17 protein-coding genes and 1 pseudogene are annotated in these 17695 nt (G+C 55.7%); 10 read left to right on the plus strand and 8 right to left on the minus strand.

Annotated features, from left to right (window positions below):
- The first annotated feature begins 902 nt into the window (after window positions 1-902).
- On the plus strand, window positions 903-2177 hold the full coding sequence (locus C3L37_RS21610; RefSeq protein WP_129116624.1) for an aryl-sulfate sulfotransferase: 1275 nt from the start codon (window positions 903-905) through the stop codon (window positions 2175-2177).
- A gap of 124 nt (window positions 2178-2301) precedes the next feature.
- On the opposite strand, the gene C3L37_RS21615 is transcribed toward C3L37_RS21610, so the two are convergent.
- The 3 genes from C3L37_RS21615 to C3L37_RS21625 all read right to left on the minus strand — a co-directional run bounded on the left by C3L37_RS21615 (window position 2302) and on the right by C3L37_RS21625 (window position 5694).
- Window positions 2302-3585 carry an orc1/cdc6 family replication initiation protein gene (locus C3L37_RS21615; protein WP_129116625.1) on the minus strand — a complete coding sequence of 428 codons (1284 nt, stop codon included), beginning with the start codon at window positions 3583-3585 and terminating at the stop codon, window positions 2302-2304.
- Window positions 3586-4305: 720 nt separating this feature from the next.
- Window positions 4306-5535 (minus strand): RNA-guided endonuclease InsQ/TnpB family protein, encoded by a 1230-nt coding sequence (locus C3L37_RS21620; RefSeq protein WP_129116626.1) that lies wholly within the window; start codon window positions 5533-5535, stop codon window positions 4306-4308.
- A 3-nt stretch (window positions 5536-5538) separates the two neighbouring features.
- Window positions 5539-5694 carry a DUF2080 family transposase-associated protein gene (locus C3L37_RS21625; protein ID WP_129116627.1) on the minus strand — a complete coding sequence of 52 codons (156 nt, stop codon included), beginning with the start codon at window positions 5692-5694 and terminating at the stop codon, window positions 5539-5541.
- Between the two features lie 440 nt (window positions 5695-6134).
- Between C3L37_RS21625 and C3L37_RS21630 the strand changes: the two genes are divergently transcribed.
- Entirely contained in the window at window positions 6135-6809 is a 675-nt protein-coding gene (locus tag C3L37_RS21630; RefSeq protein ID WP_129116628.1) for a hypothetical protein, read from the plus strand.
- Window positions 6810-6870: 61 nt separating this feature from the next.
- Here C3L37_RS21630 and C3L37_RS21635 read toward each other — a convergent pair whose 3' ends face one another.
- The 3 genes from C3L37_RS21635 to C3L37_RS21645 form a co-directional block, all read right to left on the minus strand.
- On the minus strand, window positions 6871-7326 hold the full coding sequence (locus C3L37_RS21635) for a metal-dependent transcriptional regulator (RefSeq protein ID WP_129116629.1): 456 nt from the start codon (window positions 7324-7326) through the stop codon (window positions 6871-6873).
- Between the two features lie 1153 nt (window positions 7327-8479).
- Window positions 8480-8671 (minus strand): hypothetical protein, encoded by a 192-nt coding sequence (locus tag C3L37_RS21640; protein ID WP_129116630.1) that lies wholly within the window; start codon window positions 8669-8671, stop codon window positions 8480-8482.
- Window positions 8668-9168, minus strand: coding sequence for a ferritin-like domain-containing protein (locus tag C3L37_RS21645; protein ID WP_129116631.1), 501 nt, complete (start codon window positions 9166-9168; stop codon window positions 8668-8670). Before C3L37_RS21645 ends, C3L37_RS21640 begins: the two co-directional genes overlap by 4 nt.
- Window positions 9169-9376: 208 nt before the next feature.
- Between C3L37_RS21645 and dpsA the strand changes: the two genes are divergently transcribed.
- A complete protein-coding gene (gene dpsA / locus C3L37_RS21650; RefSeq protein WP_129116632.1) occupies window positions 9377-9922 on the plus strand; it encodes a DNA starvation/stationary phase protection protein DpsA in 546 nt (181 codons plus the stop codon).
- 427 nt (window positions 9923-10349) lie between these two features.
- On the opposite strand, the gene C3L37_RS21655 is transcribed toward dpsA, so the two are convergent.
- A complete protein-coding gene (locus C3L37_RS21655; RefSeq protein WP_228546424.1) occupies window positions 10350-10646 on the minus strand; it encodes an amphi-Trp domain-containing protein in 297 nt (98 codons plus the stop codon).
- 306 nt (window positions 10647-10952) lie between these two features.
- Here C3L37_RS21655 and tnpA point away from each other — a divergent pair, with 306 nt between their 5' ends.
- From tnpA to C3L37_RS21685, 5 genes and pseudogenes are all read left to right on the plus strand, one after another.
- A complete protein-coding gene (gene tnpA, locus C3L37_RS21660) occupies window positions 10953-11357 on the plus strand; it encodes an IS200/IS605-like element ISHmu6 family transposase (protein ID WP_129116634.1) in 405 nt (134 codons plus the stop codon).
- A 6-nt stretch (window positions 11358-11363) separates the two neighbouring features.
- Window positions 11364-12667, plus strand: a pseudogene (locus C3L37_RS21665) (RNA-guided endonuclease InsQ/TnpB family protein).
- 233 nt (window positions 12668-12900) lie between these two features.
- Window positions 12901-13557 carry a helix-turn-helix domain-containing protein gene (locus C3L37_RS21670; RefSeq protein WP_129116635.1) on the plus strand — a complete coding sequence of 219 codons (657 nt, stop codon included), beginning with the start codon at window positions 12901-12903 and terminating at the stop codon, window positions 13555-13557.
- A gap of 1371 nt (window positions 13558-14928) precedes the next feature.
- A complete protein-coding gene (locus C3L37_RS21680) occupies window positions 14929-15840 on the plus strand; it encodes a ParA family protein (RefSeq protein ID WP_129116637.1) in 912 nt (303 codons plus the stop codon).
- Entirely contained in the window at window positions 15840-16376 is a 537-nt protein-coding gene (locus C3L37_RS21685) for a hypothetical protein (protein ID WP_129116638.1), read from the plus strand. The genes C3L37_RS21680 and C3L37_RS21685 overlap by 1 nt, the downstream gene beginning before the upstream one ends.
- A gap of 39 nt (window positions 16377-16415) precedes the next feature.
- On the opposite strand, the gene C3L37_RS21690 is transcribed toward C3L37_RS21685, so the two are convergent.
- Entirely contained in the window at window positions 16416-17042 is a 627-nt protein-coding gene (locus C3L37_RS21690; RefSeq protein WP_129116639.1) for a helix-turn-helix domain-containing protein, read from the minus strand.
- Window positions 17043-17157: 115 nt separating this feature from the next.
- Here C3L37_RS21690 and C3L37_RS21695 point away from each other — a divergent pair, with 115 nt between their 5' ends.
- Both C3L37_RS21695 and C3L37_RS21700 read left to right on the plus strand, forming a co-directional pair.
- Window positions 17158-17406 (plus strand): DoxX family protein, encoded by a 249-nt coding sequence (locus tag C3L37_RS21695; protein ID WP_129116640.1) that lies wholly within the window; start codon window positions 17158-17160, stop codon window positions 17404-17406.
- A 140-nt stretch (window positions 17407-17546) separates the two neighbouring features.
- Window positions 17547-17693, plus strand: coding sequence for a DUF2080 family transposase-associated protein (locus C3L37_RS21700; protein WP_129113136.1), 147 nt, complete (start codon window positions 17547-17549; stop codon window positions 17691-17693).
- Window positions 17694-17695 lie beyond the last annotated feature (2 nt).

Below are 17695 nucleotides of genomic sequence, written 5' to 3' on the forward strand. Positions count from 1 at the left end.
CCGTCCTACTCGCTCCCTCCCGCCGTGCGGCGGTCGGTCACTCCTTGAGGGCGGGGCGTTCCCGCACCGACATTGTGCCCCGCGACCCCATGCATGGACGCGGCCCGGCTTCCTCTTACCGTCCTGCCGACGGCGTAGGCGCATTGTTGATGCCTCCCACTCCGACCGCCGACGAGGATTGTCCCGCCGATTTAATTCCCGGTGTTCTCGCGCTCTATCCCCAATCGGGGGACGGGAGTCGAACCCGTTCGCGGTCGTCGTTCCCGAGTAGAGGGTGCGTTGGGATCGCACCACAGGAGCCAGTTTACTGGTGGCTCCTACCCACCCGGACGTGTGCCGGGAGAGCAGTAACTCAGGATCGGCAGTACACCGGCTTAACCCGTTGCGAAACGCGCTCCTCCCCTCGCTACCGCTCGCTTCGCTCGCGGTTGAGGAAGGGGGCTCCGCGCTATCCGCTAAAGCTGAATTGCAGGCGCTAAGCCCCCATCCTCACCGAGCGCCGAAGGGAGCGAGCAGGGTGGGGATACAGCGCCGTCTTTGGTGGTCTTACACGTGCGATAGCGTGATATACTATCTCACGAAAGCGGTACGTGTGCGTGATAGTAGGAGGAATTGAAGTCCTCAAGGCCTCCCACGCACTGCGCAGTGCGGACACGTAGGCACGGGACAGGCCGAATCGACGCCTTCGGAGAGTTACAAACCGAGACGAACGTGAGGTATACCAAAAGGCGCTTGGCGATGCGATGGAGACCGCTCGGAAGGACGCCGAAGTAGCGGCCAGCGTTGAAGGCATCCCGTATCGAAAATTACAAGTAGTTAATAAGAGAGGACGAAAAATGACATTCGTCTGGGTTTATAATTCATGCAGATTTATACTGGTGTAGTAGAGAGCGCTCAGTAAGATGGACACGCCAAAATTAACGCGTACTCGGGGCAGAGTTTTCATTATATCAATTATAGTGGTTCTTTTGATACCAGTTCTGGCGGCAGGGATGCTACATCAGCCATCGGATAATACTGGTGATCCGAATCAAGTGAGCGGAAACGAGACCGGGGAAATTATGTTTATTGCATTTCAGGGGAAGTTCAATACAATTGATGATAACACGGGACGATTAGTTGCTCTCGACAGAGAAACGAAGACTGTCATTTGGGAACACAAGCAGCACCGACGGTATTTTGACGTCGATCCAATCGATAAAAATACCATTTTATTTAGTGCGACTAGGGATCTAAGTAACGGCGAGTCTGATCGCGTTGCTATCGTAATGAATTGGCGAACTGGCGAGGTTAAAGATAAATTCGTCATTCCAAAAGATACGCACGATATTGATTATTTAGGTGATGGAAAATACGCGATCGCGGACAAAGCAAGCCATAAAGCCTACATACTTGACAGGAATACGGATGAAACTGTCTGGCAATTCCGTTTCGCAGATCACTTTTCCGAGAAAGCAGGTGACGGGATAAACGGGGATTATACGCATCTAAACGATATTGACTCAGTTAATAACGGTTCTGCATTTCTTGTGAGTCCCCGGAATTTTGATCGGGTGATGCTGATCAATCGATCTACAAATCAAGTAGAGTGGGTACTCGGTGAAGAAGACAATTATGACATATTATATGAGCAACATAATCCGGTGTTATTATCGCAAGACCCGCCCACGGTACTCGTTGCGGATAGCGAGAACGATAGAATTGTTGAATATCAAAAGAAAGGCCAAGAGTGGGAACTCACGTGGTCATATTATGGGCAGTTGAATTGGCCACGTGATGCGGATCGGTTGCCTAATGGCAATACATTGATTGTTGACAGTAACGGCGATCGTGTTGTCGAGGTCACACCAGATAGAGAAGTTGTGTGGGAGCTTGCAATTCGAGAGAATCCATATGATGCAGAGCTGTTAAAATATGGGGATGAACCGCAGGGCCCGCCTATGACTGAATTCAAAAGTGAGTTTGGCTCCCCTATCCCAGAAGATCACTCACAGTCACATGCGCTTAGTCCTCTATTTGATGCGTTTGATTCAGCATACTACCTGGCACAATGGGTCCTCCCTTCATGGATTGATAAAATCCAGTTCTTATTCTTGCTCGCTGCAGGTGGTGTTTTGATCTCATGGCTAACTGCTGAAGCGGTTATTAAGATCCCTCTAGATCGAGTTAGAAAGTAGATAAATAGATACGTTCTTCTATCTTTCTTAGGCGAGAGAATCCCGCCGTTTACGGCGGGGAGGAGGTCACAATTCTACTAATTGGCAGCATTGGTAACTAGACAGCGCCATCAAAATCAATTCGTCACAAATCCGTCGAAAGCGATCCAGGCGAAAACTCCATGTCGGAGTCGTCGGAATCGGCGACGAACTCGTCGACGTCGATGTATTCGGAGAGAGACTCGTGGACACCGACCAGTTCGACTGTATCGTCCATCGCAGAAAGGATCAGGTTGACGTCCATGTCGAGCGCGTACTCTCGGTACGTGCCGCCGCGGCGGCCCTCGTTTCGCTCCGTGACGGAGATGATGCCGAGCATCGCGAGTTCGCTCAGGTGATCACGCATCCGTCGCGGGACGAGCGGATCGCGGTTCGCCATCTCCGCGAAGCGCGTGTATCGCGGGCGGACGTCCCGCGAGCGGATCGGCGTCTCGTCCTCGAGATCGAGCGTCAAGAGCGCGTACAGGACGAGGTGGCCGTGCTCGGTCAGTCCCATGATCCCCTCTTTGATCCGACCCCGTTCGAGCGCGCGGCGGCCGTGTTTCACGTGCTCTTCCGTGACGAACTCGGTCCCTCGATCTCGCGCGAGATCCCCCGCCTTCATCAGCAGGTCGATCGACTGTCGGGCGTCGCCCGCGTCCCTCGCGCCGTACGCCGCACATAACGGAATAACCTCGGACGAGAGCACGTCCTCGTGGAACGCGACCTGAGCGCGCTGTTCGAGGATCGCCCGGAGGTTCGTCGCGTTGTACGCCGGAAAGTGGATTTCCTGCTCACAGAGCGAACTTTTGACCTTGGGAGAGAGATCGTCGCGGAACGAAAAGTCGTTCGAGATACCGATCAGCCCGACCTTCGCGCGGTCGAGGTTCCCGTTGGCGCGGGCCCGCGGGAGCTGATAGAGGATGCTGTCGTCTTGGACGTGATCGATCTCGTCGAGAACGATGAGAATCGTGCCGCTCCGCGCGTCGAGGTCGTCCCAGAGCATCTCGTAGACCGACGCGAGCGGATACCCCGTCGTGCTGATCTGCTCCGTCTCGGGCCGGAGTGCGTTCACGAGCTGCGTCGAGATCTGGTACGAACTCGTGAGCCCGTCGCAGTTGAGAAACACGACGCTGAGGTTCAGATCGTCGTATCGGGACGCGTCCTCTCTCAGGTGGCTCAGCAGGTACCGGGTCGCCGCCGTCTTTCCGACGCCAGTCTTGCCGTAGATGAAGACGTTGTTCGGCTGTTCGCCGTTTATCACCGGCTGAAGGGCGGCCTGAAACGTCTGCAACTCCTCGTCGCGTCCGACGAGCTCGTCCGGTTGGTAGTCCTCCCGGAGCGCGTCGCGGTCCCGGTAGATGTGATGGTCTCGCTCGAACAACGCCATGGTCGTAACTCGACAGTGAACGTGATAAAACCACCGCGTCCGGAGTGTCCGCAGCGTCCGCTGTTCTTCTTGTATATAAATAAAGGGTGGGACACACCCCCTCCACTATGTCCGGAGTAAGTAGAACGAGAGGGTGGGGGGAGGTGAACGGAGGTTCTGAAGGCAGGAAAAAATATATTTGTATAGCGTGTGAGCTAGTCCGTATTGCAGCTTTAGCAAATGCGGAGGAACGAAGTGGCCGCATTTTGTGACGATCGGCACCTCCTCTGTGAAGTCAGAACAGCGGACATAGTGGTGTGAGTGTGTCCCCTCGACGACTGTATCGTACACGAGTTTTACAGAAACGGTATAGTACTCACACAGCGTTAAAAAGCGCTAAAAACGACGATATCTCCTATCCAGTCATCTCATGTGTCCGTCTGATCGACTGCATTTGTATTCTAACATCCCTTCAATGACATCTCGTCTCGTCCATTCTACGCGATGGCCCTCCTTCGTGAGCGTGGAACAGCGGACATAGTGGTGTGAGTGTGTCCGGAGGCGTTCGATCCGAGTTACTGCGGACACGGTGGTGTGCTTAGTATCGTTCGGCTCTCCTCAATTCGAGATCAACAAATCTTCATGGTAAGCATGCACTGCGTCCATAACCCATAATTATAATTCATACAAAAGTACTTCTTGGATAGGCGTCTCTCTATCGACACAGAGGACAGCCGTGAACTACCCCGCCCTGCTCGGCCTTGTGGCCTCGCTGAGGACGGGGCTTCCTGTTTCCACGACGCGCTGTGCAGGAACCGAATCGGTTCCCGGAGGGAGCGCAGTCTCCGCAGGCAGTGAATCGGGGTGAACCACCCCTACGTCGGTGAGTCCGCGTGAAAGGATGTTGTACGCCGCGTTGAGGTCCCTGTCCGCTTCGAATCCGCACGAGGGACACGAGTGTTCCCGAACCCAGAGCGGTTTGTCGGTCGAAACACCGCAGTTGGAACATTCCTTTGTCGTTCCGCGTGGATCGACGGCGATGAAGTGTGTTCCTTCCCGGTCGCACTTGTATTCGAGCATCCGTAGGAACGTTCCCCACGCCGCCGACGCTCGGTTGCGGCTGTTCGACGGGAGTTCCATCAACCCCTTCGCGTCGAGATCTTCGACGGCTACGAGGTCGTATTCCCGCGCGTAGTAGTTCGAGAGCTTGTGCAGGAAATCCCGTCGCTTTCGCTTCAGGTCGGCGTGACGATGAGCCACGACGCGTTGTTGCTCGCGGTAGTTCGTCGACCCGTGTTCCTTCCGCGTGAGGTCGCGCTGTGCGCGTTCCAACCGCTCGCGTTCGTCTGAGAGGTCGGGGCCTTCGACAGCGGTTCCGTCGCTGTCATGGGCGTACTTCAGGATGCCCACATCGATCCCGACGACCTTTTCGGGATTCTCGGGTTTCTGCGGTGCGTCGTTCTCGGTTTCGAGTCCGAGGACGGCGAACCACTCGCCCGTCGGTTCCTGCTTCACGACGACTTCCTTGATCGTCGCGTCGGCGGGAACCTCGCGGTGGGAGACCATTGGAACGTCGCCGATCTTGGAAAGAGAGAGTACAGGCCGACCGCTCGTGTTGTTGAGCTTGAAGCCGGTTTGACTGTACGTGATCGAGCGATATTCCTGCGGTGCCTTCCACTTGAGTTCGCCGACCCGGTAGCCGTTCTTTTTCCGCCCCTTCAACGTCGAGAGGTTGTCGTACAATCGCTGTACGACTTTCTGAAGCACCTTCGAGTGGACCTGTTTGAGTTTGGTCCACTCGCGTTTGAGGTCGGGAAGGAGTGACTGTTCGGAGTAGGCGGACGTGCCGTCTACTCGGTTGAGTCGGTGGAGGAAGTGGTTGTAGACCTGTCGGCAGGTATCGACCGTCCACGCTAACCGCTCGTGGAGTTCGTCGGTGGGTTTGAGCCGATACCGGTAGTTGTAGCGCATGGGCTACTCGTCGGCTGGATCGGGTTCGGAAACGCGGACGACTTTGACCTCGGCACCGATCCACCGCTTCGGGACAGTGATGTGAGCACCACCGCTCCCGAACGGTTTCACGGTTCGGTCGAGGACTTCTTCAGCGTTGTCGGTTTCGTACCGATCCATTACCAGAGTATATAGTTTGCATATAGTTTAACCTACCGATTTCGTGGGCCTGCGGGCCGGCAGTATCGCACGTTTGAGAACCGTGTGGGCGTCGCCAGAACGCGGAAGCGTTCTGGCTGCCAACCAGAAGCCTACGGCTTCTGGTGACGTTGACGAGACGCTGCGCGTCTCGTTCGCGCACAAGAGCTCCGCTCTTGTGAACGCTGTCTCCCCTCCCTACTCGTTCCCTCCGGTCGCTCGGTGAGGGAGGGACCTTAGCGCCTCAATTCAGGTAACGCCGCTCGCGTTCAACAAACCACGAAACGGCTGTCGAGTCAATGTCGACACGGCCATCCAGTCATAACTCGTACTGAATTCGTAGAAAATGAAATGAAGAGACGACCGTGAACCAGGCGACTCGAAATGCTTTGCAAATCCTTCTGGGTTTGGGTTTGCTGCCAGTGGCGGCGCCGTTCGTCAGTGCTCATGAGCCGAGCACTGCGATCTCAGATCACGGGCTCGGATTCGGATTCGTAGTCGCGCTGACCGTCGCACTCGGTATTCTAGGTGGTGTCATCGTGGTTCGGCGGCGATCCTCTGCCGAGAGCCGTCCGTCGACTCTGAGCATCTCGATTCTATTGGTCGTCCTCGGCTGCTGGGCAGCCATCGTTGCTGTCCTCGAAGGATCTGCCTTCGCAGGGATGGTCATGGTTGCCGGAGCCGTCGCCACGTGGTCACTCCGGAATCACGTCTTCGGTGGCCACCGCGGGTGCGACCAAGCCGCACTCGGAGCCGTGGTTCTCCACCGCTTCGTCGAGGGAGCGCTCTTGGCGATACTCTACTCGGCCGCCGCCACCGTCGGTCTCGGGGCCGCGCTAGTTCTCGCAGCTCATACGGCAGCGGAGACGGGCGCCGTCGCCGGTCTCTGGTCGACGGGTAAATGGAAATGGGGCATCATTGCCATCGTTCAGGCCGGGTTCGTCGCTGGTGCGCTCGGAGGGGAGCTTGTGGCCCAGTTTATGACTCCACTCGTCTCTATCACCGCTCTTGCACTTCTCGGCGGTACACTAATCGCATCCGGTGTGATCACTGCGTCGAACCGCCAGCGCGTACCTCCTGGTGATCTGTCCACCTGAGTTTCCGTAAGCTACCCACGGCTAAAGTCGTGGGTAGCTTACTGCTACTGCCGGTGAGATGTCACTCCTGGTTCTGTGACGCATCTGTTTGTTCTTTCCCCTTGGTAGGGGGTAATTGTTCACGAGAAGGGAGGAGAGTGATTGGTTTCATCGTATCACTATCCGGGGGAAGTATGGTTGTTTCCAGTCTGCGTGCGATGTCAGGATCCACTGCGCCGGCTAGGGATAATGCCTCCTGCGCGTAGTTGTCGAGCGTGAGTACATCGCGGAAGAAGCGACAGAGTGTTTTGTGCGTGTCGTACAGCTCAGCAGCTTGCTCTCGGCCTGCGTCAGTCAATTCTACGCCAGAATACCGTTCGTACTGAACGAGTTCATCGTTTGCGAGTCGCTGAATCATTTCCGTCGCGGCTGCTGGTGAGCGATTAAGCAAACGTGCAATCCGTCCCGTTGCGACCGGCGCTCCATCTGTGTGTTCGAGCGCGTAAATCACTACGAGATACTGTGCGTTGCGTCCCATCACGGACAGACACTCGAATACGAAGTAACAACGTCTGATTAGCGGTGCAGTTCGATAACCGTGTCGGTGGCGATCCAGCCGTCCGTGTTGCCGGATTCGAGAAAGACGAGGGTTCCTGGGCAGGTTTCACAGGTGGAGACTGCGGGAGGCGCATCGTCCGTCTGTATCGGTGTTGGTTCCGAGTCCGACCGTGAACGCGCAGGCATATGCGGGATTTAGGTAGGCCTAAAGTAAAAAAGATTCGGTTCTCGAAACGGTTCAGCGGTACGGGTGGTGCACCGATCCGGCATCGACGGAACGGGTGTTGCACCACCATCATCGCTCAGTCTCCTCGTTGTTACATGAATTCAGGCGAGAAAGCCCACGACTTGAGTCGTGGGATGAATCGCCGTCATCGTCTCCTTTCAGTGTGTGGCATAGTCTTAGGTGCTCTCCGCGCGGTTCTATACCTATCCGACGCGGCACGTCCGCGCCCATACTGGGACAATCGGCCACATTCGGACCTCCCGACCGAGGCTCGACGGTACCCCGTCGGGATACCTCACGTCAGGTACCGACGCTACATACCCAAGTACCTCCGAATCCGCCGACGCACCTCGTAATCCACTTGGAAACGAGTGGAGTCGTGGGAGGAGGTCAAACACCCAGCAAGTAGCCCACCGGTGACGACTGCCCCGCCGTACTTCACGTACTCTCGTCGCGCTGGTGCCTCGTGTTGCGTGGGGTCGTCCGCCATACGTTTTAGGCTTGCCTAAATGACCAAAGTGATTTCGATTATTAGGCGGTCTTGAACTACCCTGCCCTACTCGCTCACGGCTGATGCCGTTCGCTCCGTGAGGGCAGGCTTCCTGCTTCCATGACGCGCTGTGCAGGAACCGAAGTGGTTCCCGTAGCGAGCGCAGTCTCCACAGGCGGAGGTATGCGCTTGAATCTCTATCACTCAGCACACGTTGACCCATCTCACCTGTTGAGATAATCCCTGGTTGTGGGTTGTTTACTGCATCAATGAGCTCAGAGAGCTGGAACTCTCCACCATTGGCCTTGAGTGCCGCAACAATCGCTCGTGTTCGCTCATCGTCCAGGATCTCCGAAAGCGCCTCTCCGTGTGTCTCTGGTCGGCGCTCTGGTTCTGAGGTGATAGTCTCCCACGACTTTAGTCGTGGGTTTTCTCCTCGAACCTCTGTAAATCTCTGGTGACTGTCCATCTTTGCTCAATATCCCCGATTGCTGGAACTACCCAGACGTCGTCCCCAGCACTCTCCAGACAGGCTGTGAGCAGATTTTCATCGCACACACTCTGCTGAATGAGGTATGTCGCTTTCAGGTACATAGTTTCCGTACTCACGGGTGGTCCTCCATCAACTCGGTGACCTCCTTGACGCCTTCTTTTTCTTCTTCCCGAATATCTTCTAAGGCCGCAAGGAGTTTTGTGCGGTCGATTTCGAACGTCACGTCGCTCTCGTTGATTGCCGCGATGAGGTCATCGTAGAATTTGTACGCTGATTCTTCAGCGTGAAGTTGATCGTAGAGAATGTCGTCGAAATCTTCTGGCTTCGTTTTATCGTATCTATTCTGGACAAGCTGCTCGATGTGGGCTGCAGGCATGGTCTCCGCGTCCATCTGTTCAAGGAGATCTTCCAGTTGGTTTCGGTGGTGCGCGGATTCTTCGCGGGTTTCTGCCAGTAGGTTCTCGATGGTTGGATCAAGGTCGGCCTGTTCTGTAGGGGAGAGTGATTGGTGGTGTTGGGTGGCCCGTGCTTCGACGACCTCCTCTAGGACAATACCGAGCTGGAGGAGGCGAACCAATTGGTGGTTCGACGAAACATGGTTTCCAACATCCATACACTATGATTGGGTCTGACCGGCCGTTAAAGATTTGTATTGATATGTAGAGTACCTCCAATCAATTCATGTTTTATAGTTGCTATTTATATTCGGAGATATGGATAATCCTGGTCTTATCGGGAGAGTACCGGATTTTTAGGCGATACGAAAATTTATCCGATAATTGAAAAGTTATAAGAAGTTCGGCTGCCTACCCTCAACCGTAATGAGTACCCAAGAAACCGTTCGCAGACAGGCCGGCAGCGTCCACGAGAACCCCGTCCGTCTCGACAAAGAGAAGGCCGAGCAGATCATCAACGCGCTTAACACGGACCTCGCCGACGCGTACGTCTTGTACCACCAGCTCCACAAGCACCACTGGAACGTCGAAGGAGCCGAACACCTCAGCATCCACGTCTTCCTCCAGGAGGCCTACGAAGACGTTGAGGAGGCTGCCGACGAGATCGCCGAGCGTATCCAGGCTATCGGTGGGGTCCCGCACGCCAGTATGCCTGCCCTCTCGGAGGCCGCCACGGTCGAACCTGAAGACGAAGACGTCTACGACATCCGCACGTCCTTCGAGAACGACCTGGGGATATACGGCGACATTATCGAGAGCTACCGCGAACACATCGAACTCGCCGAAGGCCTCGGTGACTACGCAACCGGCGAGATGCTCCGTGAACAGCTGGAGGACCTCGAAGAGCACGCCCACGTCATCGACCACTACCTCGAAGACGATACCCTCGTCCTCGAATCTGCGACGAAGTAACCTCTCGCTGATACGAATTTGTAGTGTATACCCGCGTCTTCAGGCGCGGGTCGAGCGGGAGGCCCGACCGATCATCCGCCGTCGGGTGCCGGGGCGGATATCCCACGATGGTACGTTTGAGCGCCTGTGCTGGTTGTTTTGATGTGCTACTCCAGCGGAGAGAGTCATGCCAGAGAACACACGCATGTCGATGACTCAGTTGGAGATGGGGCCTGAGTGACCGGGCCACAGCCCTCCCACGGGAGGTAAACCGAGAGATTCCCTTGGTGTCTCGCGAGAGCAACGCTCTCGCGGACTCATCGGAAGACTGTGTCTTCCGAGATGTCGCCGGTTTCCTCCGAGTGCGGGTTGAAACCTCGAAGGCCACTGGCCGCTATCCCACGGTGGGATGCCACGCCCTCACGGGCGTGGAGATGGTCACTCTACGCTAGTTGACGTCTGGTGCGTTTTCGTCGGTTTGTCCGGGGAGTTCAATTTCGATTTCGAGTTCCGGTTCCCCGACACCGTCGAAATCGATCTCCAATTCGACGGGCTCGCCGAAAGGGAACGGTAGTTCCCATTTGTCGTCACTGATAGTGAGCGTGTCCTCGTCGCGGAGTTGTTCGCCCAAGTTGATCAGGAACTTACCCGCTTCACTCGCATCAAGCCGGTATTCTTGTTCGAATTCACGTCCGGTTCGAATTGTGGTCAGGTTTTCCTCGGTGTCGGCGGAGTCGTCTGCCATCGTCACCCTGATAGCGACTTCACAGAGGAAAACGCGTCGATTGACCTCCTCCCGCGCCTGAAGACGCGGGTATGCGCTCGCAACTCTATCAAGATGCTATGGAGGAACCAGATTCCCCTCAGATGGCCGTTTAGCTGAATTGAGGCGCTAAGCCCCCTTCCTCAGCGAGCGCCGACCGAAGGAAAGGCGTGAGTAGGGAGGGGATACAGCGCCGCACAGTTTTCATACACTCTACGGTTGCAGGCCCACAGGACCACGCAGTCGCAACGTTTTTACAGTAGGGTGGAATAGTATTGAACGAACCCAATGGAATACGACCTCGACTCGGGAGCGCACTCGACGTTTTCCCTGCACTACCACCTGATACTCACCACAAAGTATCGGCGCGGAGTGCTAACCGAGGAGCGAACCCAATTCATTCACGAGGTCATCAGCGGGTTCACGGACAACTACGGTGTCGAACTGACGAACCTCGACGGCGAGGACGACCACGTTCATATCCTGTTCCGAGCGAAACCAACCACAGACCTCGTGAAGTTCATCAACACGGTCAAGGGCGCGACCGCCCGCCGTATCCGCAACGAGTACGCGGACGAACTGAAGACCGAACTGTGGGGCGACTCGTTCTGGAACGACTCGTACTGCCTCATATCGACGGGGCAAGTGTCGCTGGATGTGCTGAAACAGTACGTCGAGAACCAACGCGAGTAGAGAGCCATGTACTACGCCTACAAGTACCGTCTCAAGCCGTCCGACGCCCATCGTGAGGAGTTGGACCGCCACCGAGACATTTGTCGGCAACTCTACAACCACACGCGTTACCGCCTCAACGAGTACCAAGACGAACACGGCGAACTGCCGTCCATGACCACCCTGCGGTCGGAACTACCCGACCTCAAGAAGTGGTGGGACGGCCTCTCGGACGTGTACTCGAAGGTTCTCCAAACCGTCGTGGAACGCCTGTTCGACAACCTCAAAGGACTCTCCAAGCTCAAGGAGAATGGCTACGGCGTCGGTCACCTCAAGTGGAAGCCGCCACGGGAGTTCCGCAGTTTCACCTACAGTCAGTCTGGCTTCAAGCTCGACAAGAAGGGCGGTCAGACTGTCCTGTCACTCTCGAAACTCGCGGACATACCGATTCGGCTTCACCGCGCCATCCCCGACGATGCCAAACTCAAGCAGGTCACGGTCAAGAAGGAACCGACGGGCGAGTGGTTCGCCACGTTCGGCGTCCAAATGGACCGTGACCCACCCGAACCGCCTGAGAATCCCGAACGGTGCGTCGGTATCGACGTAGGGGTTCTCAAGTACGCCCACGACACGGACGGAACGGCGGTCGGGTCGCTCGACCTTTCGACGGAACGTGAACGCTTGGAGCGCGAGCAACGGAAGCTCTCGCGGAAGCAACACGGATCGAACAACTACGAGAAGCAACGGCGTCGGGTCGCGGAGTGTCACGCCGACCTCCGACGGAAGCGCCGCGACTTTTTGCACAAACTCTCGAACTACTACGCGAGAGAGTACGACCTCGTAGCGGTCGAAGACCTGAACGTGAAGGGGATGATGGAATCGCCGTCGAACAGCCGCAATACGGCGTCTGCCGCGTGGCGAACGTTCCTCTCGTTGCTCGAATACAAGTGCGAGCGCAAGGGGACGCACTTCGTGGCGGTCAACCCGAGAGGGACAACCAAGGAGTGCGCGTCGTGCGGTGTCTCGACGGACAAACCGTTGTGGGTCCGTGAACACTCCTGTCCTGCCTGCGGGTTTGAGGCGGACAGGGACGCGAACGCGGCGTGGAACATTCTTTCTCGCGACCTCGAAGATATAGGAGTGGGACACTCCGAATCAACTCCTCAGAATCGCGGTGCGATTCTGATGGGCTGCGAAAATCGCTACGCGATTTTCGAACGCCTGTGGAGACTGCGCTCCCTGTGGGAACCGATTCGGTTCCTGCAAAGCGCGTCGTGGAAGCAGGAAGCCCCGGCCTCACGGAGCGAACGGCGTCAGCCGTGAGCGAGTAGGCCGGGGTAGTTCACAGTGATTCACCAAGAGATGTTCACTCTCAATGACTAATTGTCCGGCTAAGACGTTTTTACTGTTCTATTGAAACACTCAATCAGTGATAATTTGGCGAAGTCGGGATGAATACAGAGCGCGTATGCCCAAGTATGGGTTGTCGAACGGAGGTTCTCAAACCAGACACTATTGAGTGCCTGTAGTGAGTATTTATGGCCAGAGTGCCATACTTCGGCCGATGGCTACTGAGGCGACCTTCACGATTCCTGCAGACCAGTTTCCTCTCGGGACAGTCTTTCAGCAATTACCGGATGTAACGATCACACTGGAGCGAATTATCCCCGCACAGGACGTGATCGTTCCATACTTCTGGGTCCGCGGAACTATCGTTGACGATATCGAGGAGTCGTTTTCTGACCATCCAGGGGTGAAAGCTATGCGCCTTGTTGACTCCGTTGAGGACGAGTATCTGTTGCGTGTCGAGTGGGCACTGGAATACACCGGTATTCTCAGCACGCTGGCGGAGACAGAGATCCCACTTCTCCAAGCCGTTGGCACGAAACAGCAATGGACATTTGAGGTACGTGGCGATGACCGAAGCGACATTGCGACCTTTCAGCAACGCTGTCGAGAGGTAGATATCCCAGTTACGTTGACGAAGCTGCACGCGCTCATGCCAGTTGAAACGGAGACCGAGACGGCACTCACCGACACACAACAGGAAGCGCTGGTCCTCGCCTACAACCGTGGCTACTTCGAGTCTCCGCGCGAGGTGACGATGGAAGACCTCGGTGACGAACTCGACATCTCTCAGCAGGCCGTCGCGTCTCGACTCCGGCGTGGAATCAAACAGATCCTCGGAAATACTCTTTCCCAGACGGAGCAACCGAATTAGTAGGTTGCTTAAAAGAGTGTTGTATAGCCAAAACCAACTCTGATCTTGGCTTGCGAAAGAGATAGACGTACAATGCCCACTGGGGAGTACGAACGAAAGCTCGCCAAATGTATCGACTGTGATGCTGCGTATCCGGTTAGGAAATGGTCTGACGGGACAACTCAACCGATTGGGTGTAATAACTGTCAGTGTGGATCAACAGAATTTCGAGTTCTCAAATATTCGCTCGACTCCGCTTACCAAACAGATGAATCCACTTAACAAGTAAACTATATAAATTGTCATATTGGTCGGGGTACTGCAGACGATGCGAACCACTCGAAGCTCTGTACTGACTCATCCTCTGTATTCGGCATGCCATTCCTGTCACAACTTGAGGGTCTCACAGAGCTGTCTACGTTAAAATTAATGTTCTCGCGCCTGTACTTCGACGAAGGTGTCGTTTCCACAAACCTTACATTTGTTTGGTGGCTGAAATCGTGCATAGACGACCGCACACGTATTGCACGCGAATAGGGGTCGGCCATGCTGGTCTTGCTGATCGGACATATAGAGAGGACATGGTCCCCATGTAAAAGGAGTACTGGGCAGGCTTTTTGCGTTTCAATAAAATATAGTAAAATCTACAGACTGAGCAGCCCGAGTGTCTCGGGGTCAAGCCCCGAGGCGGTTCACCTCAGGGATTCACATAACTGTCGGGCGAGGAAGCCCACGACTGTAGTCGTGGGAGGAATCGCCCGTCGTTAGTTTCTGTCGCCTGCATCGAAAGAGATCGGCTCTCTTGGGGCGGTTTGTACGACACTGCTGAGCGGCCAAAACGGACGCTTGGTAGGGGCCTCCGTAGGCAGGCCCTGAACTCGGGGACTATGACCGCGAACGTGACGCCACTGGCCGCTCCGTTCCCACTGTTGGGATTGAGCGGGAGATGAGAACACCGGGAATTAAAGCCGGGTGAGTCGGCTTCGGACGCAGACTACGGGACGGAACACCACGCAGGAATCCCCTCCGTGTGCCCGTCCTGCCGCCGTGAACCGCGCCCATGAGTAATCGAGTCGTGTGCCGAAACCGTCGGGGAAAGTCCATGACTGTAGTCATGGGTAGCTTACGATTGGTTCATCAGCCGTTCTCCGATAGAGATCACTGCTCTAGTTAACTGTGCGAAGTTAAGTAACTCATCTACCTAATCCACATTCCTAATTCATCTATCTAATCTATTTCCCTCATTACCTACTTGTCTATCTCCCTCGTCCGCTGATGGGGATATGGCATACATGTAACCAATCCCAATAGCTCACATACATGAATTAGGTAGATAGATTAGGTGACTGTCTGACGTACCTTTATTATGTGGTCGAGCAATCCACCAAACACATGCCTATCACGTACACGGTCTACTCGGAATCCGGTGGCATTCACAAGACAACGTGGACCGCCAACCTTGCCAAAGCCCACGCCCGCCAAGGCTTCGATGTTCTCGTCATTGACCTCGACCACCAGGCTGCCAACCTCACTTACCTCTTCGATGTCGAGGAAGGTCGCGATGATCCCGACACCGATAACCTCGTCCGACACATCCTCGGACGGCCCGGAGGCGACTTTGAAGACCTCATCCGAAGTACTGACGAGGGAATCGACGTCCTCCCCGCCCACGACATGCTCGAAGAATTCACCGAGCTCCTCCTCCAACGCGAACGCTTCGAGGAGAACATGGGCGACGACTTCAACCGCTACGAACAGCTCTACAACGTCCTCTGGAAGAAGAACAACGTCCAGAAGAACTACGACGTTGTTATCGTCGATCCGAATGCTCGTGCTGAGATCATGCTCTACAATGCCATCTACGCCACCCGGACCTTGGTCGCTCCGACCAAACCTGCCGGCAAGGGCAACAAGAGTCTGGACGGTCTAAGCGGCCTCCTCGAAAGCATGAGTGAGAATCTTGGCATCGATGTCGGCGTCGCTGCTGTCATTCTCTCTGGCGCCGGCGACACGAGCACGCACCGCCGCTACATCGAGCAGATGGAGGACGAGTACGGTATCGCAGCCGCGATCGGAAAACGCGAAAGCATGATGGATGAGATGTGGGACGCACAGGGCAGTGCGTTCAAGGTCGTTGAGGAGGGCTGGCATAACGGTGAGAAGGGTACGCGCCGCCTGCGCGACCGCGAAATCGAATCCCTCGAAATCATACTCGAGATCGCCAGCTACCTCGTCGCAGAGTTCGATGTCGAACTGCCCGAAGAACCCACTCTCAACATCGAGAACACGGAGGTGATCTCCTGATGGGGGGGCTCAAGAAGGGCACCGGCTCCCTCAATTTCGAGGAAGAAGAGACCGACAACGAGCACGAGAATACCTCGGAGCAGGAGTCTAATAGCATAACCGAGTCACAGACCCATTCTGCGGACACGTTAGCAGAATCGGCTACGGAAAATAACGAACACGAGCTAGCCCCTCCACAGGACCAAGACCTGGATTCAGAACCGCGAGCCATGGCAACGGCGGATACCGCCCCATCGCCAGCCGCCGACACGACGCCACAGGCACCCAATTTCGACATAGATAACCTCCCCTACCTCGTACAGCGGCAGATGCGCGGCGCCTCAGTAAACGCGGACCGTACGAACCAGCTCCTCCTCGAAGTCCGCCCTTTCGTCAAGGACGACGAAGACACCTTCCTCGACGATCTTCGAGACCTCGTCGACGGCCCCGTCTACAAGGGCGACGCACGCGAGGCCGCGATGGTCGTCGCCCAGGAAAATCCCGAACTCGTCGCCAAGAAGCTCAGCGAATGGGGTATCGAATACCTCGACAAATAACTCCACTCCCGGCTCCCTCGATTCGCCAATCTCTGCTGCCTAGGAGATGAAATCCTTGATAATCCGGCCTTCAGCCCGATGCAGAACGCCACTAGCGGCCGATTGGTTGACTTCAAACGTTTCTGCAAGCTCGATGAGTGTACAGCCACGAGGACTGTCGTAGTAGCCGCGTTCAACCGCTTTAGTAATGAACTCTCGTTGGCGCTCGGTCAGGAGTCCGCTCGCCTCGTATGATTGAGTGACCGACACGATCTCATAGGGGATGTCAGCCGCTGCTAACGCGGTAGTGAACTCCGACAACTGCTTCTGTGAGCCGATTAGATCACCTGATATCCACCCGTCTCGGATGATAAGGGGAAGTCGCGGAAGGTTCCCCGTTGCACGTCTCATCTCATACGATGACGGCATTGGAAACATGCACTGGATTAGTACCATCCCCTCGTCGGAATGGAGCACGTCGTACGAGCGTACCTCTGGTGCGCCGTCGAACCGGCGAACGATGGCGTCCCCGTCTGGTGTCGTTACTTCGACCAATTCGAGCACGTCATCGTCTATGGGATGGGTCGCCAGGATCTTGAACTCGGCATCCGAGAAGTCGGTCGAGACGGCAGCCAGCCAATTATCGTCGTCTACCCCAATCTTGACCTTCAGGTGTACACGAGGCATAACACGCAAAAGTTGGCTGACGAGTGGCTTAACAGACTCGCGGACGCCTTATAAAGGTGAATCTATTCACGCGCAAATCCGTCGTCTCGCCCAGCGTAGCACGTAGAGAATATCTATGAGCACAATTGAAACGGCCATCCCCGTCGTGCAAGGACTACTCGGATTCATCATGGTGGGTGCGGGCAGTGCGAAGATAATCGGCATTGACTTCGCGAAAAAGGATTTCGAACGATACGGCTATCCAGAGTGGTTCCGATTCGTTACCGGTGGCATCGAAGTTATTGGAGGCCTCGGGTTGCTCATCGGTCTCGTATTCGCGCCGATTCTCGCTGTTCTCGGCGGAATTTCCGAATTGAGGCGCTAAGTCCCCTTCCTCAACGAGCGACCGAAGGGAGCGAGTAGGGAGGGCATACAGCACCGCACAGTTCTCAAACGCGTTCGGTAGCAGACCCACAGGCCCACGTACCGACACGCTTATGTCTATCCATAGTCTATACACTCGTAATGGATCGGTTCGAAATCGACGGCCACGAAGTCCTCGATGGCACCGCGAAACCATCCGGGAATAGCGCCCACGTCATCGTCCCGAAACGGTGGCGAGGGGCAGATGTGAAAGTCGTCCGCGTTTCCGAACCCGATTCAGACGAGTAGTC

Origin of the sequence: Halegenticoccus tardaugens (genome assembly GCF_004116405.1) — an archaeon.
Classification (GTDB): domain Archaea; phylum Halobacteriota; class Halobacteria; order Halobacteriales; family Haloferacaceae; genus Halegenticoccus; species Halegenticoccus tardaugens.